Here is a 22,611-nt window from a genome sequence, read left to right as displayed (position 1 = left end):
TGAACGTATATTTGACGTATAATGAGAGATTCAAAATATTATACCTGTAAGTTTTGCTTTGAGCAATTTGTGCCAACTAGGCGTGTTGTACAAAAGTATTGTAGTAATAGTTGTCGTTCCAAAGCGTATCATCACCGAAAGAATAATCAAGATCGAATACAACAAGAAAACGATCGCCTTCAAAATGCTACAAATGATCAAAAGTTTGATAAAACAGATGCTGCCGTTTCAACTAATCCAACCAAGATCAAGGTTGAGAAGTTAAGTGCTGCGGGAGTTGGAAATGCTACTTTAGGGTCTTTAGCTGCTGATGGATTAAAGGCATTAGTTACAAAAGAAGCGGATAAAGCTTTAACAAAGGGTGATATTAGAAAAATTGTAGCCGAAATTAAAGGACGTTACCATTTGGTTTTAAATGCTAATCCTTTGCCCGATGGAAGAAAACCATATTTTGATATGGAAACAAGTCAGGTTGTATACAGATTCTATTGGAGTAAATAAAGAAATATACAATTTGAAGGCATAGTTGATTTAATAAAGAGCTTAATATTAACCGTTCAAATTACAATGAGCAAAACGAAAGAGTAGAAAAAACCTCTTTAAGACAAAAATATAAAAGTATTCTTTTTGACAATAAGGTTTGCAAATTCATAAATAAAAGTATTTTCAATTTAAAGGTTATGAATATAACCAAAAAAAGTGTCACTAATTCCATTGATTTGTTCTACTATTCCGTTGATTAGGGTTACAGATGTAACCTAATAAAGGTTGATTCTACACTATTTGCTAGCTTTTTTGTCCCAATGTTTGGTGAATACAACTAAAGGCGATAACTATTAACAAAGATTTCATTATCGTTTTATGGAATTGAACAGTAATGATACAATTAGTTACATTAAATATTTCCTTAAAAAATACAAGGCACATCCTTATTTAGTTCTGCAATTCAATTGATACCTTGAGTTTTTAAAAGCAGAAGTTTGACTAGCTATTTTATTATTGATAATAATGATGAAATCACTAATACAATAAAAAAAGTATTTGCAGACTATTCTATGTTCAATTCTATTGGGTTTTCATCATCTTATGAAGAGGCAATGAACACGATCCTTAAAAAAAGACCAGATTTGGTTTTCTTCAATTTAGATGATGTTTTTAATAATTCTTTTGAATTTATATCAGAGTTGAACACTTGTACGGATACTCAAACCAACATAATTGGAATATCAAGAGACAAGAATACCGCATATTTTGCAATCAAACATAATTTTGTGGATTTTTTATTGAACCCTCTTACAGAGTTAGAGATAAGAAAATCAATTTTAAAATTTAAAAAAAAACATTTGACGAACTACAGTAAAATGCTATGTTTAAAGTCATACAAAGATTTTCAGTATATAAACATTGAGGACATTCTTTTTTTAAAAGCCGATAATAATACTACTGATTTTTATATTTCTGACGGTTCAATTGTGAGTGCTTTTAAAACATTAAAAACTTACGAAAGTAATCTTCCAAATAATTTTTTACGAATACATAAGAGCTATATAATTAACAAAAATTATGTCTCTAGGATTAATTATGGTAAGCTTAAATGTACTATTGACAATACTTCACATGTTATTCCATTTACCAAAACCTATTTTGATAACATAGAGTTTATAAATAATTCTTTAGCAGACATATCTTTTCCAAGCCAGAACTAGTTTTCCTCTCATAAACATACTTTTCACTCTTAAACTTGATGGTTTCACTAAACCTCTTTAAGAGTACTTTAATTAGCTGTATTTCTACTCTACTTTAGTTTGGAGTAAGAAGCTTCTTCATAACGCATTGAGATTGTATACAAGTCTCTCTGTATTTCAGGTCAACCCTAATACTTGGGATGACCAATTGTTTAATCCTAAATATTTTATTATGAAGAATGCACACAATTTTTTTGTTCTAATGTTTTTTGCTGCCTTATTTTTTTCATGCACACCAAGTAGTATTGATGGAGACCACCCTAATCAAACAATTGAAACTTATGGTACTGGAGATGATCAATCTGGTGAAGTTGATAATGATAGAGATGAAGATGGAGATTAATTATAGTACTTGATATTATTGATAGCCTTAAACTCTTGTTTAAGGCTTTTTTTTATAGATTTGTTTTTAACATTAATTAAATATTTGAAAGTTTTCTCAAACATATTTATCGTTAGAATCTTATTATTTAGTTTGATGCTTAATGGTTTTGTTAGTTGCAATTCAGAAAACACAAAAAACACGAGATCATTTAATAAGCAGAATGACAGTATTTCGTTTTTTATTGAACAGTCAAACCTTTTAAAAGCTTTTGATATTAATTGCAAATTGAATAATGATGCAATAAAAAATTCAAATTCATTGAAAATAGCCTATAAAGCACTTGAACACCAAGACTCGTTGCTTTTTAATAAAGCAAATAACCAAGCATATACTTTATCCGTAAAACTAAAAGACACTCTTGGTATTGCTGAAACTTGTTGGAATAGAGGCTCTTACTATTCTGAAAGGGGCGTTTTAGATTCTTCATATTATCATTATTATCAAGCGAATAATTTTTATGAATTAATTGGTCATAAATACTATTCTGCTAAAATGATGTATAACATGGCATTTATTCAAAGCCGATTAAAGGATTATGTAAGCAGCCAATCAAAATTATTTCAGGTTATATCTATTTATAAATCATTAAATAAGAATCTATCACTTTATAAATCTTATAATCTTCTTGGAAGTATTTATATGGATTTAGAAGATTATGTGGCAGCCATTGATTATTACACAAGGTCTATTGAAAGTTTAGCAAAAGTAAAACAAAAAGGCACTTTTAAGGAACAAAGTCTAAATAATCTGGGACTAACTTATCAAAAGCAAAATAATTATGAAAAAGCTATAGAGACTTTTAGCGAAGCACTGAAAAATAATGATTTATTTGATCAAGATGTTAAGCTATATGCGAGATTAATGGATAATCTTGCTTATACTAGATTATTGAATAGAGATACATCAGGAGTAAAGTTTCATTTAAAGAAATCATTGCATATTAGAGATAGTTTATACAACTTTTCAGGTATTGTAATTGCCAAGCTGCATTTGGCTGAATATTTCTTGTTTACAAAAGATACAGTAAAAGCTATTGATTATTCTAGAGAAGCAAACGAACTGGCCAATAAAATAATGAACAAAAGAGATGTGTTAGCCTCTTTGTTGTTGCTTTCCAAAATAGATAAAGAAAATTCAAGTTCATATTTAACAGAACATGTTTTACTAACAAAAAATCTATATAAACATGAGCGTTTATTAAGAAATAAATTTGCTAGGATTCGATTTGAGACAGATGAGTATATTCATCAAGCTGAAAAACTCTCATTACAAAAATATATTATCCTAATTTCTAGCACTGCTGTTATCTCTATACTGTCATTATTATACTTTCTGAGGTTACAAAAAACAAAAAATAACGAACTGCGATTAGAAAAAGAGCAACAAAAAGCCAACGAGGAAATTTACAAATTAATGTTAGAGCAACATGTCAAGCAAGAAGAGGGTAGGCTTAAAGAACGATATAGAATTTCAGAGGAATTACACGATAGTGTTTTAGGTAAAATATTTGGAACACGAATGGAGTTAGGGTTTTTAGATATTGAAGGGAATGAAGAAACAAAAATGAAACATGAAAATTTAGTTAATGGTTTACAAAATATTGAAGGAGAAATAAGAGATATTTCGCACGAATTAAAAAAGGAAAATTTACTTTCAATATCCGATTATATTTCAATATTAACTACTTTAGTTAATGATAAAAGCCTTTTAGGAGGTTTTAAATATGAAATAAATTGTCATGAGTCTTTGATTTGGAATGAAACATCAGATACTATTAAATTAAACTGTTACCGTATTTTGCAAGAGGCATTACAAAATATAATAAAGTATTCAAATGCTAGTTTAGTTAAAATCACTTTAGGATTTAACAATAGATTGCTTAATTTTATTATTCAAGACAATGGTAAAGGATTCAATATAAAAAAATCAAGTAAAGGGATAGGGTTTAAGAATATGCAATCCAGAATTAATCAATTAAATGGTACGTTTATTATAGAATCCAAACCTAATAAAGGGACTATTCTATCTATGCAAATCCCATATAAAGTGAAATAATGAAAGATATTAATGTACTTATTGTAGACGATCACCCTATTATTGCCAGTTCTTATAAGAATGCGCTTTCAAAAATAAAAAAGGAAACAGGGTTGTATAATTTTATTACTACTGAAGTAGTGAGTATCGATGATGCATTAATTCAGATTAATAAAAATCCATCATCCTTTTTTGATATTATTTTTTTGGATATTAAACTACCAAAGTCTAAAGATGGGAAATACTTGTCAGGTGAGGATTTAGGATTAAGAATAAAGGAAATCAGTCCCAAAACAAAAATTATTGTACTAACAACATATAATGATAATTATAGGATTGACAGTATATTGAAAAGTTTAAATCCGGATGGGTTTTTAATTAAGAATGATATGCAGCCGAAGGATTTGATTAAAGGGATTATTGAAGTTATTGAAGAACCACCTCACTACAGTAAAACTGTTCGAAAATTAATTCGTAAACATATAACTTCAGATTTTGTTTTAGATAAAATAGACAGACTAATACTCCATGAATTATCCAATGGAACAAAAATGTCTGAATTGCCTAATGTTATATCCATGTCTATTAGTGGTATTGAAAGAAGAAAACGTTTATTAAAGGAAGTTTTCAATATTGCAGGTAAGGATGATAGAATTTTAGTGAAGATTGCAAGAGAAAAAGGGTTTATTTAATCTATATATTCCTATAATAAACCTTAAAAACCCTTACTTATTATAAGGGTTTTCCTTATCAAAAACATATTGTGATTTCTTAAATTAGTTGATTCAATACTATTCCAATGGTATTGATGTTATTATTTGATATATGGTTCCTTATCTAATGCAAACTATTGAAATCCCTATTTTTATTAATACTAAAAAAACACATCATTATTATGGGAATTAAAAAAGGACCAAAAAGAATCGCTAAATCAACAGGGAAACCTGATAGACGCCAACGGGATAATAAAAAGACGTCTGGAAATACACCGTCCCTAAAACCACACAAACATAAGAAAGGAGATTAAACTTTGAATACATATAATTGTTAGGCATCATTTAAATAAGAATTTAATACATCCGATAAAAGTGGCTCAAACAAGCATTGACTTCGAAATATTGATTGATGATTCATTTGTAAACCTAAAGTCAGAGAGGGAAATTCAACATATCGAAAACAAAAATGTTTTAAGTCTGATAAATGACTTCGCAGACGGCAAATGGAGATTTCGAAAATTCCAAGATTTCATTTGGGATAATATTGCAGAAACAGCACTTTCTTATAAGGACAGAATGGCGCTAATTGATAAATCACATTCTGCTCTTACAGAAGCAGCTAAAAAATTAAGACTAACAGATCTTTCAAAAAATCAAGATGGACAAGGAAGTGAACTGGCTGAAATTATATTGTATGGTTTTATGAAACATCATTATAAAGCTCTACCTGTTGTTCCTAAAATTTTTTATAAGCAAAATGTACAAGATAACGCTAAAGGTGCTGATAGCGTCCATATAATAGTAAATGATGATAAGACCTTTACCGTTTGGTTTGGGGAGGCAAAGTTTTACAATAGTATCGAGGACGAAAGACTATATAGCATAGTCAATTCTGTTGAAAACTCCTTATTATCAGATAAACTTAAAAAGGAAAATAGCATTGTTACTAATGTTTCAGACTTGAATGATTTACTAAAAGACGAAAAAGACTTACTGGAACAAATAAAAAAGCTACTAGCATCTAAAACCTCGATTGATGAATTAAAGCCAAAACTACATATTCCAATTCTTATGTTATATGAATGCCAGATAACGGCGAAAAATAATTCTCTTTCTCCTAAATACAAGAAAGAAATCATAGAATATCATAAGGAGCGAGCAGAATCGTATTTTAAAAAACAGGTAAAAAAATGTAGCAAATCTATATTTAAGTATTCAGAGATTCACTTTCATCTAATACTATTTCCTGTTCCCGAGAAAAAGCCTATCGTCGATAAGTTCATCCAGAATGTACAACATTATAAGAATCAAGATTAGTTTACAATATGGATATTTTCGAAACCTGTCATAAAATAAATGATTATTTAATTGATAATCAAGAATCAATAGCTAGAGATGAACTAATCAAACTTTTAGACTATCATCAACAAAATAATATTCAATATTCAGGATTAGTAAATCATTTGATTAAAGAAACTGGCTTATATCCATATATAGATTACGATAGTGCGAGTTGGCAAGATAGATTTGTATATGAAGTATTTAAAGTAGATACTGGGGATATAGAAATACCAACTCTACATAGAGAACAATCAAGTCTTTTAAGCAAATTAATTGAGGGAAGAAATGTTGCTGTTAGTGCACCTACAAGTTTCGGAAAAAGCTTCGTAATTGATGCTTACATTTCAATTAAAAAACCAACAAACGTTGTTATTATCGTTCCAACTATAGCACTAACAGATGAAACAAGAAGAAGACTCTATAAAAAATTTGCGCATGAATATAAAATAATTACAACTACCGAAGTTGAACTTGCAGATAAAAATATATTTATATTCCCACAGGAGCGTGCTATTAATTATGTTGGAAAAATAGAACAGTTAGATATTCTCATCATTGATGAATTCTATAAAGCTAGTTCAAAATTTGATACTGATCGCTCCCCTACTCTTGTAAAAGCTATTTTAAAGCTCGGTAAAGTTGCTAAACAACGTTATTTTTTAGCACCCAATATTAGTCATTTAAAAGAAAATCCTTTCACAATCGGAATGGAATTCTTTTCGCTAGATTTCAATACTGTTTTTCTTGAAAAACACGATTTTCACGAAGAACTCAAAATGATGAAGAATTAAAAAGCTTGAAATTACTTAACATTCTAAAAGAAACACAAACTAAATCTCTTATTTATGCGGGAACTTATAAAAATATAGAAAGCCTTTCAACATTGCTGATAGGAAGTAATGTTGAACAAGAACGTGAACTACTTAATAAATTTTCAGCTTGGTTAAGTAAAAACTATTCTTTTAACTGGAGTCTTACAAAATTAATAAAGAGAGGAACTGGAATTCATAATGGAAGACTTCATCGTTCTTTAAGTCAAATCCAAGTCAAGCTATTTGAAGAACCAGAAGGCTTAAATAATGTAATATCTACTTCCTCTATAATTGAGGGTGTAAATACTTCTGCAGAAAATGTAATTATTTGGGCAAATAGAAGTGGAAAAGGAAGGGCAAGATTAAACGACTTTACCTATAAGAATATTATGGGTCGTAGCGGCAGAATGTTTAAACATTTTATTGGAAAAATTTACATTTTAGATGTACCACCTAAAGAAGAACAGACGCAACTAGATATACCATTTCCAGAAGAGATACTTGGCGATTTAGATGAAAAGAAGTTCGCAAGAGAGTTAACGAGTGAGCAAGTAACCAAAATTATAATGTACAAAGAAGAAATGGCTTCTATTTTAGGAGAAGAAGAGTTTGAAAGGTTACAGACTCAAAATATTTTTCAAATAAGTGATGCGGAATTGATTAAGAAAATCGCTTATGATATGAAAAACGACCCAACAAGTTGGAATGGATTAGGTTATTTAAATTCAATGAATACTCAAAATTGGGGCAGGATGCTATTTAAAATAATTCGCTTACAGCCAGGCGGTTGGGAAGCAAGTTATACACAATTCGTAGAGTTTGTTAAAATTTTGAAATATAACTGGTTTAAACCTATACCAAAACTTTTAAAAGAATTAGAACCTTACGAAATAGGTATTGATGATTTTTTTAAACTGGAAAGAAAAGTTACTTTTAAATTAACTTCATTGTTGAGTGATGTCAATGTTTTGCAAAAAGAGATACTAAAGGATAAAAACTATGACATTTCACGTTTTGTTTCTTTAGCATCAAATGCATTTCTACCAACAGTTGTTTACCAGCTTGAGGAGTTTGGTTTACCAAGAATGATTTCAAGAAAAATACATAATGCAGGTTTAATTGATTTTCATAATAAAGAACAGAAATTACACGATGTTTTAACACAAATAAATGAGATTGGTTTCAAACGAATCTCATTAATTGAGGGAATCGATAACTTTGATCAATATATTTTAAAATATTTTTTTGTTGGAATTACAGTTCGTGTTAAAAAAGAAATCTAATTTCCTACTATATATAATATAGGTTCATTAACTTATTGAGTAGTTTTTATGAGTTTTTGAGAATCATCGAATTTTAAAACTTGGTTTTTTTTAAAACTATAGATATAAATTTAACTTATGAAATTAAAACTTCCCGAATTAAAGAAAATATATTGGCAGAAAGTTAGGACTAAAAATATTGCCAAACAACTATTAGAACCTAGTTCAAAATTAGAATACAACTTTGTCTCTTCGCATAGAAGCTATACGATTATTGAAAATAATGGAATTCAATATTGTTTGTGTAGCAATCCAGACACAATGCCTGAAGGTTTTGATTACGTTCTATTAACTAATAAAAAAACAACTGAAGAAAGATTAGAAAATAATGAGATAAGATTCAAAAAATGGATTAAACATCCTAAAATTAAAGAATACACGACAGATGAAATAATTGAATCTTGGAAAGGAAATTTCTCTTTTATTGAAGAAGACTTGCCAGAAGGAATAAATGGTTTAAGAGAACCACAAATTGCTGCTTTATATTCAATTTTAAGCCACTTAAAAATTTCAGATGAAATAGGTACAGTTGTTATGCCTACAGGAACAGGTAAAACTGAAACTATGCTTACAACCCTAATAGCTAATAGGTGCGAAAAGATAATTATCACCGTTCCTTCTGATGCCTTAAGAACTCAAATATTCAACAAATTTTATACTTTAGGATTACTTAAGAAATTTGGAATCGTAAATGAAAATGCCTTAAATCCAAGAGTTGGAATTTTACAGCAAAATTTCACGGAATCAGATGAACTGTTGGAGTTTATTAACGAATGCAATGTTGTTGTTACTACAATGAGTATTCTCTCAAAAAATTCAAATGAGCTACTCGTATTACTTTCAGAAAACTTTTCTCATTTATTTATAGATGAAGCACATCATTCAGAAGCTCGTTCTTGGAACAGAGTAAGGCTATTTTTCAAGGAATCAAAAATTTTACAATTTACAGCGACACCTTTCCGTAACGATAGAAAAAGAGTTGACGGTAAAATAATATTTAACTTTTCACTAAAAAAAGCACAAGAACAAGGATATTTTAAGCCTATTAGTTTTCTACCAATTAGAGAGTATGACTTCAAAAAAGGAGATAAAATAATCGCAGAAAAAGCAGTTGAGAAATTAAGAGAAGATATTGCTTCTGGTTACAATCATATATTAATGGCTCGATGTGAAAACAAAACCAGAGCAAAAGAAATATTTGAAATTTATGAAGAATTTGAGGATTTAAATCCTATAATGGTTCATTCTTCAATTGCGAATAAAAAAGCAATTTTAGAGTCAATTGTTAATTGTGAACATAAAATTATTGTTGCTGTAAATATGCTGGGAGAAGGTTTTGATTTACCACAACTCAAAATAGCAGCATTTCACGATATTAGAAAGAGCTTACCAATTACACTTCAATTTGCTGGTAGATTTACAAGGACATCGCACGATGATGAACTTGGCAATGCTACTTTTATTGCCAATTTAGCAGATTCAAACGTTGAAAATGAGTTAAGTGAACTTTACGCACAAGATTCAGACTGGAACTCATTATTATCAACATTGAGTTCTGATGAAATTGAAGAGCAGATAGATTTTAATGAATTTATAGATGGATTCCAATATTTAGAAAGCTCAAAAATTCCTTTCCAGAACATTCGGTTTGCATTAAGTACAGTAGTTTATAAAAACAATTTTGATAAAGATGACCAAGATATTGTTGTAGATGACACTTACGATTTAAAGAAATTTAAAAAAGGAATCAAAGGATATGATGATTTAGAATATAAGTTTTCGGACTATAATGAAACAGCTAAAACTTTGGTTTTGATTACAGCTGGTAAAAGCGAAGTTGAATGGGTAAACTATAAAGAGGTATTTGGTCTAAATTGGCAATTAACAGTTCTTTATTATGATACAGAGAGCAATCTATTGTTTATTCATAGTTCAGATAAATCAAGTCTCTATAAAGATTTAGCTAATGCTGTTCTGTATGACAAAGCTTTAATGATTAACCAATTAAATGTTTTCAAAAGTTTTTACGATGTAAAAAGAGTTTCACTTCAAAATGTTGGTTTAAAGGAATTTTTAAATCGAAAAATTCGATTTACTATGAGAGTTGGAACAGATATAGAAGAAGCATTGTCAATTGCAGAACAGCAAAGAGGACAAAAGGCGTTTGTATTTGGTTCAGGTTACGATGAAGGAGATAAAATAACTTTAGGTTGTTCTTACAAAGGTCGTATTTGGAGTTATTTAAGAAATGATTTAAGAGGTTTCATTAAATGGTGTAACAAACTTGGAAAAAAATTAATAGATGAATCAATCGACCCTAACCAAGTTTTAAAAGAAACCTTGATTCCCCAAATTATAAGTGATATTCCAAAAATTTATCCTACTCATATAGATTGGGATGATAATTTTTACGATAATTCTGAATCAAGAGTTTCGTTTGTTATCGATAACCAAGAATTCAGTTTGACGAATTGCTCAATTGGGCTAACGAATGCAAATGCCAATGGAGAAATAACATTTGAAATTAAAACACCTTCAAATTCTATTCAATTTAAAAAAGAGCTATTTATAGAAACAATTGAAGAAAATCAAATAGCAAATTTTAGAATTGTAAAAACTTCTGTCAATAACGGAGAAATATTAATCGGAACCAAGAAGTTTGACTTGACTGAATATTTAAATGCTAATCCACCAATAGTTTGGTTTGCTGATGGCTCAAGATTAGAAGGCAATGAATATGTTGAATTAAAACAAATAATTTTACCATATCCAACAGAGAATTTAATCGCTTGGGATTGGTCAAATGTTGATTTAAGTAAAGAAGCGCAAGGAGTAGTTCCTTTGCGAACCGATTCAATACAATATGCTACAATCCAAAAACTTATTGCAGAAGATTATGATATAGTATATGATGATGACTATTCAGGAGAAATTGCAGATGTAATAACGATAAAAGAATTTGATAAGAGAATCGATGTCCAGTTCTATCATCTGAAATTTGCAAAAGACGGTAACATAAACACAAGGATAGACAACTTTTATGAAGTTTGTGGTCAAGCACAAAAATCCATTCATTGGAAACATAAAAAAGGAACAGAATTTTTTGAACATCTGCTAAAAAGAAAAACTAAAGTCAGAACTGGAGAAGAAAGAAGTAGAATTGAAAAAGGAAGTTCAGATGATTTGGAAAGACTATTGACTATTGCCAAGAATAAAAAACCAATGAATTTTGAGGTTTTTATCGTGCAACCAAGTTTGTCCAAACAGAGCGTATCGGAAAGTATTATGACATTACTCGGAGTAACTGAAAACTACCTTAAAGAAGTCGGGAATATAGATTTAAAAGTAATAGTGAATAAATAGAATTATTTAGTTTTGAAGTAAATAGTTATTTAATTTTTTTTAAACATTACCAGTTTAGAACTGCTTAATTCCCTAAAACTTTGAAAAAGTTATAGTTTTTAATGTGAGTAATAGATTGAACTTTATTATAGTTATGAGTAGGCTATTGGTCTAAAAAGTAGGTCTGCAATTCTCTAAAAACCTCCATCATCAAGTTGTAATTTTAGATTTCACCAAACAAAACCTTCCAAATGGTAAGGTGTATCCTTATTCGGCCTATCCTCGAATTTTATACTTTGTAACGGTTAATTAAAGAAAGTACACTTTTTGAACTATGGATAATGCACTCCACACTTTTATTAAGATACTACAACTTTTAAAGGTTAAGTACACTAAGGTATATGCAACTGATATAATCCTTTCTCAATCCGATTATCCGAATCTTCTAGCTATTTCAGAATCTCTTTCACATTATAAGATAGACAGTGCTGCCGTCAAAGTAGAGAATGATTCCCTAGACAAATTACCGCTTCCTTGTGTTGTTCAGGTAATGGTTAAAGAAGATGAGCGGGCTCCTGCTATACTCTTTTTCCACACTATAGAAAAAGTTACTGATAAAGATGTTACATATTATAATTATCTTAATAAAAAGAAAACAGCTACAAAAAAACAATTTATTGAGCGTTGGACTGGTATTGCGCTTTTAGTTGAGAAAAATGAAAATTCTCAAGAACCTAACATCATTGAGAAATTAAAAAAACGACGGGTCGAGCAAGTATTGAAGGCAATTCTTTTGGTTTGCCTGTTAATGATTTTGGTTAGGAATACTGCTATAAGTGAAATATCATTACCAGTTTTATTGTTTTTTATCTTAAATATTTTAGGGTTAGTTATATCCTACGAATTGGTTAGGTATGAAATTTCGGTTTATAAGCCCAAGCTTCAACATTTTTGTAAAGGAGGAAAGAAATTAAACTGCGAGGCCGTATTGTACTCCAAACAAGCGCAATTATTAGGTAGTAGTTTGTCTTTAAGCACAATCGCTTTTTCGTATTTTTTAGCGGGATTTTTATTACAAGTGTTTTCTTTCAAAACAAATACTTTTTTGCTTTTGGGCAATATTAGCATATTGAGCTTGATTGTTATAATCTATTCTATTTATACCCAGGCAGTAATCTTAAAAAAGTGGTGTCGCTTTTGTTTGATGCTTTTGGGGGTCATGCTTTTAGAGATTGTTGTAGCTTATTGGGGCGGGTTTTACGGGAATATTGATCAAACTTTGTCGCAGTTTCTAATTTTTATTGGTGTTGCCATCTATTCATTGTTGTCATTCATGTTTTTAAAACCATTTTTGGAACAAAGAAAAATGCTTCCTTTATATAAAAGAACTCTTAACAGGTTTAAGGACAACCCAAATACTTTTAAAGCTTTGTTACAGGATTCTGAAAAAATTCAAAATGAACCAACAGGCTTGGGAATCTGCCTTAAGAATAAGAATCCAAAGTATAAAATAATAAAAGTATGCAATCCTTATTGTGGGCCGTGTGCTAAAGCACACCCAATTCTGGAAAATTTGTATAAAAAAGGGGTGATTGATTTACAAATACTTTTTACTGTACACCCTCAGGAGAGCTATACGCAAACGGCACCTGTTAGCCATTTGTTAGCATTAGCCGAAAAAGGAGATGAAGATATAATACATAAATCACTAAATGATTGGTATAGTATGAAAAAGAAAGACTATTCCCTTTTCGCTAAACAGTATGCTTTAAACGGAGAGATGAAACTTCAAAGACATATGATAAAAGCTATGAGTGATTGGTGTATTCTACAGGGTATAAGCCATACTCCAACAATATATATTGACGGTCATGAGTTACCGGAACAATATAGTATTGATGACTTAACCAATATATTAAGCTAAAAATAAAAATATTCTTGCAAGGAAGGACCTGTCGTGTGGTCCTTAAAACACACGATTTTTATTTTATTAACTTTAAACATTAAAATTATGTTAAAAGAAGTTTTAAACATGGATGGGATAACTGTCTTGAACAAGCCACAACTTAAGGTTATAAGTGGTGGAGTTAGGGATGGTGGTTCCATTGGAGATTGCTACAAGTGTTGCTATGATAATAATCCAAGCGTTTGTAGTACTTGTGCAGAAGTGGGTGTTCCAGTCTGTGAATCAGGATCTTCTGCTAAAATGTGCGGACTCGAAGAAGCATGCAACTAATGTAGTAATTAATGAGGTGGTTCTAAAACCACCTCATTAAAAAGTACTGTTATGAATCTTTAGCACCTAGATAATGCTTAATGATTTTAATTTAAAAAATCTATTGAAATGTTGAACATTTTAAAATACAAATGTATTGTTTAATTAAAATTTATTCTCATGAAAGTAAAATGCAAAATCTTTTTTCTTTTTTTATTTAGTATTGTTTTTATTTCATGTAATTCTGAAATGAAATATGGTACTCCTAATATAGATGTTACCACATTGAATACTAACTTTTTTAAATGGTATAATTATCAGCACGAATCGGTGGTACTTTCTTCTGAATTTGTACCCTTAAACAATAAAGGAAGTATTGTTGACGAGGGAACTTTTTTAAAAATGCTAACAACGGGTAAGTTTATACCTATAAAATTAAAAAACACCTCAAATTCTAAGACATACTATCAACTTTTCAATACAACTAACGATACAATTCAATCATATATGTCTAGACTAGCGGAAATCAGACTTAATTATTTTTTGATGGAGAATACCCCTTTTCCAGATTTTTCTTTTACCGATATAAATGGAAGGACCTACACCAAGGCATCTTTAAAAGGAAAAACCATTTTTTTTAAAACTTGGTTTATCGGTTGTAAACCTTGTGTGGAAGAATTTCCTATACTCAATCAGCTTGTTAAGAATCATGAAGGGAAAAGAGATACTGTTTTTATCAGTTTAGCACTTGATACAAAAGAAAAATTAACTGCATTTTTGGCTGAAAAACCATTTGAATATATAGTCATCCCGAAACAAAAAACGTTTATTAAAGAACAGCTGAAAACAAGTACATACCCAACTCATATATTGGTTGACAAAAATGGAACCATAAAAAAAGTGGTAAATAATATTGAAGAATTACCTATTGATGTGAGTAATCTTGAAGAAGTTAAAAACAATAAGGAAGAAGAAAAATTACCTCCTCCTCCTCCTCCTGCTGAAGGTTTAAAAAGTTAAAAGAATATTGAAAAAAAAATTTCCGTTTTACAAACAGCGAGATTTAAAAGACTGCGGGCCAACATGTTTGAAAATTATAGCTAAATACTATAATAAGGTTATTTCCATTCAGCAAATAAGATTTTTAAGTGAAACAACAAGAGAAGGAAGTAGTTTATTGGGCTTAAGTGAGGCTGCTGAAAAAGTGGGGTTTAGATCTTTAGGTGTAAAGATTGATTTGAATACTATTACTGATATTTCTTTACCATGTATCATACATTGGAATAAAAACCATTTTGCGGTTCTCTATAAAGTTAAAAAAGAACACTATTATATTTCAGACCCTGCTCATGGTTTAATAAATTATAATAAAGAGGAATTTTTGAAGCATTGGATAGGTAACAATGCCAATGAACAAACCCAAGAGGGTATTGCATTATTATTGGAACCAACACCTAAACTTTACAGTACAGAATTTGATACTGAAACCGAAGGGTTAGGCCTTACATTCTTAAGTAAATACGTTTTTAAGTATAAACAATTTTTATGGCAATTGGTCATTGGTCTTATTGCTGCAAGTTTATTACAGCTTATTTTTCCGTTTTTAACCCAAAGTGTTGTAGATGTTGGTATTAAAAACCAAGATGTTCACTTTATATACTTAATACTCTTTGCGCAGTTAGCGTTGTTTATAGGTAGAGCGTCCATCGAGGTAATACGTAGTTGGATTTTGTTGCATTTAAGCACACGCATCAATATTTCTTTGGTTTCAGACTTTTTTATTAAGCTTATGAACTTGCCCATTGCGTTTTTTGATACTAGAATGACAGGGGATATTTTACAACGTATAAATGATCATAAACGTATAGAACGCATATTGACAACGTCTTCCTTGAATGTTTTATTTTCAATGGTCAATTTATTTGTATTCAGTTTTGTGTTGGCCTATTACAACCTACAAATCTTTGGTGTTTTTGTATTGGGAAGCTTCTTGTATTTTGTTTGGATAACCGTATTTCTTAAAAAGCGTAAGGATTTAGATTATAAACGTTTTGCACAGGTAAGCCAAGAGCAAAGTAAGGTCATTGAACTCATTAATGGCATGCAAGAAATAAAACTACACAATGCCGAAAAGCAAAAACGTTGGGGTTGGGAATTTGTTCAGACACGATTGTTTAAAGTTTCCATTGAGGGATTAGCTTTGGAACAATATCAAAGTGTAGGTTCTGGTTTTATTAATGAACTGAAGAATATTCTAATAACCTTTCTTTCTGCAAAATTAGTAATTGATGGTGATATTACCCTAGGTATGATGTTGGCGATAAGCTATATAGTTGGACAATTAAACTCACCTATTTCACAACTCATTAATTTTATTCGAGAGGTTCAGGATGCCAAAATATCCTTGGATCGTTTGTCCGAAATCCATAGCAAGGAAGATGAAGAACCAACAGGTATTGATTTTGTAAAGGATATTGATGAAGAAGCTGATATTATGGTTTCTAATTTGTCTTTCCGTTATACAGGTTCAGACCAAATGGTTCTTCAGGAATTAAATGTAAGCATACCAGCCAATAAAGTGACTGCTATTGTAGGAGTTAGTGGTAGTGGTAAAACAACTTTAATGAAGCTGTTCTTAAAGTTTTATGACCCTATTGAAGGAAACATCAAATTGGGCAATTATGACCTTAAAAGCATTTCTCAAAAAACTTGGAGGGATGAATGTGGCGTAGTGATGCAAGAAGGTTATATTTTTAATGATACCATTGCCAACAATATTGCTGTTGGAGAAGATTATGTAGATAAGCAAAAATTGGCGCATGCGGTAGATGTAGCCAATATTAAAGAGTTTATTGAAACCTTGCCATTATCTTACAATACCAAAATTGGGATGGAAGGTGTTGGATTAAGTACAGGGCAAAAACAACGCTTGTTAATTGCAAGAGCGGTTTATAAAAACCCAAACTTTTTGTTTTTTGATGAAGCTACCTCGGCGTTGGATGCCAATAATGAAAAAGTCATTATGGAAAAACTCGATGCCTTTTTTGAAAACAAGACTGTTGTGGTCATTGCCCATAGGTTAAGTACAGTAAAAAATGCACACCAAATTGTGGTTTTGGACAATGGAAAAATTACTGAAGTCGGAAACCATAATGAGTTGATAAAACATAAGGGAGATTATTACAATTTGGTCAAAAATCAATTAGAGTTAGGGAGTTAAAATTAATATAGATTAATTCTTCCCTTTGGGAAGATGTTTGAAAGACAGATGGGCTCATGCCAGAAAACAAAACTTTAGACAACATAGAATTACGAAGTGAGGAAGTACAGGAAATCCTGACCAAAGTACCACATTGGATGATTCGTTGGGGAAATATGCTGTTTCTTTCGTTAATAATATTATTGCTGCTTATTTCCTGGTTTGTAAAATATCCAGATATTATTGTTTCAGATGCAACAGTAACAACACAAGTGCCACCTCAAAAAGAATATGCAAAAGTTACAGGCAAGTTTGATGCTATCCTAGTAACAGAAAACGAATTGGTACATACAAAACAACCATTGGCCATTATAGAGAATACCGCTAATTATCAAGATGTTTTTAAATTAAAATCCATAATAGATACCATTAAGGTTAATACAAGAAACTTTAGCTTCCCTATTGATAGTGTTCCAATGTTGTTTTTAGGAGATATTGAATCGCAATATGCACTCTTTGAAAATAGCTACATCCAATACCAATTGAACAAACAGTTGCAGCCTTTTACGAATGAAGCCATAGCCAATAGCTATTCTGTTTCCGAATTAAACAATAGACTACGGAGTTTACAATCGCAAAAGGAAATTAACAGAACAGAATTGGAGTTTAAAGAAAAAGATTTAGAACGAAACAGGTCTTTATTTGAAAAAGGGATTATTTCAGCACAGGATTTTGAAAGTAAACAATTGGAATATGCTCAAGCAGAACGCAATTTTAAAAATTTTGAGTCCTCTATATCGCAAATCCGTGAAGCCATAAGTAATGCTCACAAAACTTCAAAAGGAACAGAAATCAATCAGGTCAAGGAAGAAATGACCTTGCTTAAAAATGTCATACAATCCTTTAACCAATTAAAAAAGGCTATTAAGGATTGGGAATATCTTTATGTATTGCAATCTGAAATACAAGGTAAGGTGTCTTTTTTAAACTATTGGAGCGTTAATCAAACGGTAAATCAAGGGGATTTGGTATTTACGATTATTCCAAGTGATAATGAATCTTACGTAGCCAAATTAAAAACACCAGTTCAAAACTCTGGAAAGATTAAAGTTGGGCAACAAGTCAATATCAAACTTGAAAATTATCCAGATACTGAATTCGGAGTACTTAACGGAACGGTTAAAAACATATCGCTTATTGCTGACTCTGAAGGATTTTATTATATAGATGTTGAGCTTCCCCAAAAATTGGTCACATCCTATAACAAAGAAATTGACTTCAAGCAAGAAATGCGAGGTTCAGCAGAAATTATTACGGAAGATTTGAGATTAATAGAACGATTCCTTTATCAGCTTCGATCTGTTTTAAAAAATTAAGTGTGAATTAAGGTTGATAATTGATGAATTAAGTAGTGTTTAAAAAAGCTTGATTAATATTTATCAGCATAGAGGAAACTGTAAGATTTATAGTTGGAAGTATACATTGTCACAAATTTTGAGGAAATTAAATAAGTAGATAAAAAGTAAAATTTATTCTTACTTTACGTATTTTGAGTCAAATCTGTAAAAAATTAAAAACAACAAGATATATAACCTCGTTAACTTTTTAAAAAATCAGAATTCATTTGTGTTTTTATAACTACCGATTTAAAAAATATAAGTAAAGTAGATTGTAAAACTATATCATAATGCTAAAAAATTACAAAATCAACCTCCAAAATATCAAATCATTTTTTAAAGAACTAAAAAAAGTTTTAAAGAGTAGTTTTCTAAAAGAAAAAGTTGAGAAAGAAACAAATGATTATGATTCTTTATCACCAACTGTTTTGAGTGAAGAAGACATTTCTGTTTACAATAATGCTCTTAAAGTTGCGCTAGAAGATGAAGAAATAAAGAATATTGCTTTAACAGGAGTTTATGGTTCAGGTAAAAGTAGTATTATAAAAACTTTTCAAAAACTAAATCCTCCACCTAAATATCATTATTTAAACATTTCATTAGCTGCTTTTAAACCAGTTGAGACTAATGGGGAAAGTGATGAGATTGATGATTTAGAAAGATTGTTGGAGTTAAGTATTTTGCAACAACTTTTTTATCACGTAAAGCATAACAAAATTCCTGATTCAAGATTTAGAAGGATTAAGAGTTTGAGTAAGTGGAGAATAGGAGGAATATCATTTTCTGTTGTATTATGGATTATCTCTTATTTTATATTATTCAAGGAAAGTTTAGTGCTTAAAATCATTCCTGAAAACTGGGAGTTTATATATTTTCAGTATGTAGCATTGTTACTTATTTTACTTGGTCTAGGCTTGTTTGCTGGAAAAATAGTTAGAGTTTTGAATAATAGTAAGTTAAATAAACTCAATGTTCAGAGTTGGGACTTTGAACTTAACGATAATATTGACCAATCAATCATTAATAAAAATATTGATGAAATAATTTATTTTTTTGAGAAAACTCCGTTTAATGTTATTGTAATAGAGGATTTGGATAGGTTTGAAAACACAGAGATATTTAGCAAATTAAGAGAGATTAATTTATTGTTGAACAGCTCTGAGCAAGTTGGTAAAAGAGTAGTCTTTGTATATGCAGTACGTGATGACCTTTTTGAAGATTATAAACATAGAACAAAGTTTTTTGATTTTCTTATTCCAGTCATACCAATAATAAATCCCTCTAATGCGAATGAAAAGTTAATCGAGAAATTAAACAATTTAGATTCAGATAAAAAACCCGATGAAGATTTTATAGATGAGGTTTCATTTTTTATAAATGATATGAGATTGTTAAAGAATATTTGGAATGAATATTTAATTTATAAAGATAATTTAAGCGATAGCTTATTGCAAGATAAGCTTTTCGCTATGGTAATATATAAAAACCTATATCCTAAAGATTTTTCTGAATTAAATAATAATAAAGGAAAGTTGTTTGAATTAATCTCTAAAAAAGATGGCTTAATTAAAGAGAATGAAAAAGAGATTGAGAATAAAATTGAAGAAATAAGACTGAAAATTGAAAAAGTAAAAAAAGAGCAAATAAAAAATGAAAATGAATTAAGAGCTGTTTATGTAAATGCATTATTTGAACTTATACCTAAAGCCATATTAGTGGAAATTGATGGTGAAATACTAGGAGGGAATGAACTAGTAAAGAAAGAAAACTTTGATAAGTTAAAATCAACTAAAAATATCAAGATTATTACATTTAGTAACCACAACCTTGTTAGAAGTTCTTTTACATCTAATAGAAGAGAAGAGATGTCTGGTAAAGGTTTTAATGATATTGAAAAAAAGGTTAATCCCAATCTAACATTTGATATGAGGTTGTCTAGTTTAAACAAAGAGACGCTTGATAATCATTCAAAGAAAATTGAAGATTTAAAAAGGGAAAAGGAAAAAATTAGACAGTTAACTTTAAGTGATATTATTGAAAAGAGTGATAAAAAGGAAGTTTTTGGAAATTATTTAGAAGATAAGTTGATTGTCTATCTTGTAAGTGAAGGATATATTAATGAGCAATATTCTGACTATATATCTTATTTTCACGAAATAAGTCTAACTAAACAAGATTACGACTTTCTTCAAGGTGTTTTAAGTGGGGTTGCTAATGATTTTTCTTTTAAGCTTAAGAATATTGAAAAACTACTAAAACGACTTTCAAATAAAAATCAATTAAGAAACTTTAATTCTAATGCGATTTTTAATTATAGTTTACTTGATTTTATACTAACCAATGAATTAGCTTATCAGGTGGAGCTAAATTTATTTTTTAAAAATATTATTAAAAAGTCTGACAATGGTTTTGTTGATGGCTATGTTGAAAATGGTAAACAGGTTTCTACATTTATTAGGTTATTATGTAATAAATGGAAAGGTTTTTGGAATTTTTTAGAAGTTAATTCTGATTATACAGTTGAAAGAAAGGATGAGTACTTGCAATTATTGTTGAATAATGCTGATGCTTATGATATTTGGATTCAGATGAATGAATCAAACCTGAAACCTTATGTTGAAAATAAAATAGATTTTTTCGATAAAATTGCAAGTAATGTCAATGCAGACAAACTTATAAAGGTAATTGAAGAGCTGAAATTAAAGTTAAAACATCTAACTAGTCCAACTAATGAAAATGAGGTTGTTTTTGATTATGTGTATAATGAAAGTCAGTATGAGTTAAACTCAAATAATATTAAAACCCTATTATTGGCTAAAGCTTCTGATGTTTTTAGCGAGGCTGAAATTGTACCTAGTTATAAAAATGTTTTAAACTCTAAATTAACAGGGTTAATTAATTACGTGGAAGAGAAAATTAATACTTACATTGAGGATGTTGTTTTTGATTTAGATGATTTTGATGAAGATGAAAGGTCTTATTTAAAACTTCTTAATAATTCTAATATTGATGAAGATTCAAGAATTGAATTAATAAATAAGTCTAATCTTTACGTTGAAAACTTGAATGAAGTTGTTGATTTGAATATCAAAGAATATCTTGTCGATGAGATTAAGATTGCTAATAGTTGGAACAATGTATTTGAATATTATGATTCTATTGGTGTTAAAGAAGAAGATGGCGTAGGTAAGGGATTTGATGAGGTTTTGGTTGGTTATTTAAATGAAGAAGAAGTGGTCGAGGAGCTTTCTAAAAGCAAACTTAATGATGTTGAAGATAGAGATAGCGACTATATTAAGACTATTTCAAAGATGTTATTATTGACTAATGAGATTTCTGATGAAGCTTTTTCAAAAATAATAAAATCTATTCCCTATAAGTATAATTCTTTGGGGTTTGAAAACTTATCTAGTAATAAAGTTGGTTTTATGATTGAGGATAGGTTTTTGAATTTGACCACTTCGAATTATAACTTACTGAAACTTCATTTTCCTCACAAGCATATCAATCTTATTGAAAAGTTTATTAATGAGTTTTTGACGACTGTTTCTGAATATGATTTTGATTCGGAAGATTTTATTCAGTTAATAAAAAATAATAAAACGAATAAGGATGATTTAGCTAGTTTAGTACCTTTAATAAGTGAAAACCTTATTGTTGGTAATAAAGATTTGTCAGCTTTATTGTGTGAGGTTTTATCTGCTTCAAGGAAAGTTGTTTTAAGTTATAAGTTGCTTAATAGTCTCTTTGTGAATGGTAAGAAAAATGAGTCAAAAATTATTTTGTTGAATAAGTATTTTGAAGACTTGAATAAAGGTGAAGTTAAAACTCTAGTCAGCTTATTATCATATCCATATAATAAAATGGTGGTTACTCGAAAGAGACCTAAAATAAAATTAACAAGGGATAATACAAAACTTGTAGAAAATTTAAAATCAAGAGACTTAATAGCGTCTTATGAATACATAAAAGATTCTATTAAAGTAGTTGCTAAATATTAAAAAGAATTATTTATTCAAATTAGATATCCGATATTCTTAAAACCTAGATTTATTTATTGTGTAATACTTTTGCAAGAGAGTGCCTTATAATTGGATTGTTCT

General features: G+C 29.6%; 15 protein-coding genes. All 15 read left to right on the top strand.

All coding sequences use genetic code 11. The annotated features are described in order from the left end of the window. The first annotated feature begins 21 nt into the window (after nt 1-21). The 15 genes from R3L15_RS10370 (at nt 22) to R3L15_RS10300 (ending at nt 22,509) form a co-directional block, all read left to right on the top strand. Nucleotides 22-501 (top strand): hypothetical protein, encoded by a 480-nt coding sequence (locus R3L15_RS10370; RefSeq protein ID WP_338731550.1) that lies wholly within the window; start codon nt 22-24, stop codon nt 499-501. A 479-nt stretch (nt 502-980) separates the two neighbouring features. Beyond that, the gene (locus R3L15_RS10365; RefSeq protein WP_338731548.1) at nt 981-1,706 is read left to right on the top strand and encodes a LytTR family transcriptional regulator DNA-binding domain-containing protein; all 726 of its coding nucleotides are present in this window, start codon (nt 981-983) and stop codon (nt 1,704-1,706) included. Nucleotides 1,707-1,917: 211 nt separating this feature from the next. After that, nucleotides 1,918-2,088, top strand: coding sequence for a hypothetical protein (locus R3L15_RS10360; RefSeq protein WP_338731546.1), 171 nt, complete (start codon nt 1,918-1,920; stop codon nt 2,086-2,088). A 300-nt stretch (nt 2,089-2,388) separates the two neighbouring features. Beyond that, a complete protein-coding gene (locus R3L15_RS10355; RefSeq protein ID WP_338731544.1) occupies nt 2,389-4,185 on the top strand; it encodes a tetratricopeptide repeat protein in 1,797 nt (598 codons plus the stop codon). Then, entirely contained in the window at nt 4,185-4,856 is a 672-nt protein-coding gene (locus tag R3L15_RS10350) for a response regulator (RefSeq protein ID WP_338731542.1), read from the top strand. The genes R3L15_RS10355 and R3L15_RS10350 overlap by 1 nt, the downstream gene beginning before the upstream one ends. A 396-nt stretch (nt 4,857-5,252) precedes the next feature. After that, the gene (locus tag R3L15_RS10345) at nt 5,253-6,197 is read left to right on the top strand and encodes a DUF1837 domain-containing protein (RefSeq protein WP_338731540.1); all 945 of its coding nucleotides are present in this window, start codon (nt 5,253-5,255) and stop codon (nt 6,195-6,197) included. 8 nt (nt 6,198-6,205) lie between these two features. Beyond that, nucleotides 6,206-7,012 (top strand): DEAD/DEAH box helicase, encoded by an 807-nt coding sequence (locus tag R3L15_RS10340; protein ID WP_338731539.1) that lies wholly within the window; start codon nt 6,206-6,208, stop codon nt 7,010-7,012. A gap of 5 nt (nt 7,013-7,017) precedes the next feature. Further along, nucleotides 7,018-8,316, top strand: a complete 1,299-nt coding sequence (locus tag R3L15_RS10335; protein ID WP_338731538.1) for a hypothetical protein — start codon at nt 7,018-7,020, stop codon at nt 8,314-8,316. Between the two features lie 117 nt (nt 8,317-8,433). Further along, entirely contained in the window at nt 8,434-11,718 is a 3,285-nt protein-coding gene (locus R3L15_RS10330) for a DEAD/DEAH box helicase family protein (RefSeq protein ID WP_338731537.1), read from the top strand. Nucleotides 11,719-12,031: 313 nt separating this feature from the next. Continuing rightward, a complete protein-coding gene (locus R3L15_RS10325) occupies nt 12,032-13,621 on the top strand; it encodes a vitamin K epoxide reductase family protein (RefSeq protein WP_338731536.1) in 1,590 nt (529 codons plus the stop codon). An 87-nt stretch (nt 13,622-13,708) separates the two neighbouring features. Next, on the top strand, nt 13,709-13,933 hold the full coding sequence (locus R3L15_RS10320; protein WP_338731534.1) for a hypothetical protein: 225 nt from the start codon (nt 13,709-13,711) through the stop codon (nt 13,931-13,933). A gap of 159 nt (nt 13,934-14,092) precedes the next feature. Beyond that, nucleotides 14,093-14,932, top strand: a complete 840-nt coding sequence (locus tag R3L15_RS10315) for a TlpA disulfide reductase family protein (protein WP_338731532.1) — start codon at nt 14,093-14,095, stop codon at nt 14,930-14,932. A 7-nt stretch (nt 14,933-14,939) separates the two neighbouring features. Continuing rightward, nucleotides 14,940-17,132, top strand: a complete 2,193-nt coding sequence (locus R3L15_RS10310; RefSeq protein WP_338731530.1) for a peptidase domain-containing ABC transporter — start codon at nt 14,940-14,942, stop codon at nt 17,130-17,132. 56 nt (nt 17,133-17,188) lie between these two features. Next, nucleotides 17,189-18,487 (top strand): HlyD family efflux transporter periplasmic adaptor subunit, encoded by a 1,299-nt coding sequence (locus tag R3L15_RS10305; RefSeq protein WP_338731529.1) that lies wholly within the window; start codon nt 17,189-17,191, stop codon nt 18,485-18,487. A 311-nt stretch (nt 18,488-18,798) separates the two neighbouring features. After that, entirely contained in the window at nt 18,799-22,509 is a 3,711-nt protein-coding gene (locus R3L15_RS10300) for a hypothetical protein (protein ID WP_338731528.1), read from the top strand. Nucleotides 22,510-22,611 lie beyond the last annotated feature (102 nt).

This window comes from Mangrovimonas cancribranchiae (assembly GCF_037126245.1).
GTDB classification, from domain to species: domain Bacteria; phylum Bacteroidota; class Bacteroidia; order Flavobacteriales; family Flavobacteriaceae; genus Mangrovimonas; species Mangrovimonas cancribranchiae.
This window is presented reverse-complemented; position numbering and strand designations above follow the sequence as displayed.

What these genes read in the sequence shown, in the direction of transcription:
- R3L15_RS10370 (WP_338731550.1), top strand. Translation starts at nt 22, where the DNA reads ATGAGAGATTCAAAATATTATACCTGTAAGTTTTGCTTTGAGCAATTT.
- R3L15_RS10360 (WP_338731546.1), top strand. Translation starts at nt 1,918, where the DNA reads ATGAAGAATGCACACAATTTTTTTGTTCTAATGTTTTTTGCTGCCTTA.
- R3L15_RS10350 (WP_338731542.1), top strand. Translation starts at nt 4,185, where the DNA reads ATGAAAGATATTAATGTACTTATTGTAGACGATCACCCTATTATTGCC.
- R3L15_RS10340 (WP_338731539.1), top strand. Translation starts at nt 6,206, where the DNA reads ATGGATATTTTCGAAACCTGTCATAAAATAAATGATTATTTAATTGAT.
- R3L15_RS10330 (WP_338731537.1), top strand. Translation starts at nt 8,434, where the DNA reads ATGAAATTAAAACTTCCCGAATTAAAGAAAATATATTGGCAGAAAGTT.
- R3L15_RS10325 (WP_338731536.1), top strand. Translation starts at nt 12,032, where the DNA reads ATGGATAATGCACTCCACACTTTTATTAAGATACTACAACTTTTAAAG.
- R3L15_RS10320 (WP_338731534.1), top strand. Translation starts at nt 13,709, where the DNA reads ATGTTAAAAGAAGTTTTAAACATGGATGGGATAACTGTCTTGAACAAG.
- R3L15_RS10315 (WP_338731532.1), top strand. Translation starts at nt 14,093, where the DNA reads ATGAAAGTAAAATGCAAAATCTTTTTTCTTTTTTTATTTAGTATTGTT.
- R3L15_RS10305 (WP_338731529.1), top strand. Translation starts at nt 17,189, where the DNA reads ATGCCAGAAAACAAAACTTTAGACAACATAGAATTACGAAGTGAGGAA.
- R3L15_RS10300 (WP_338731528.1), top strand. Translation starts at nt 18,799, where the DNA reads ATGCTAAAAAATTACAAAATCAACCTCCAAAATATCAAATCATTTTTT.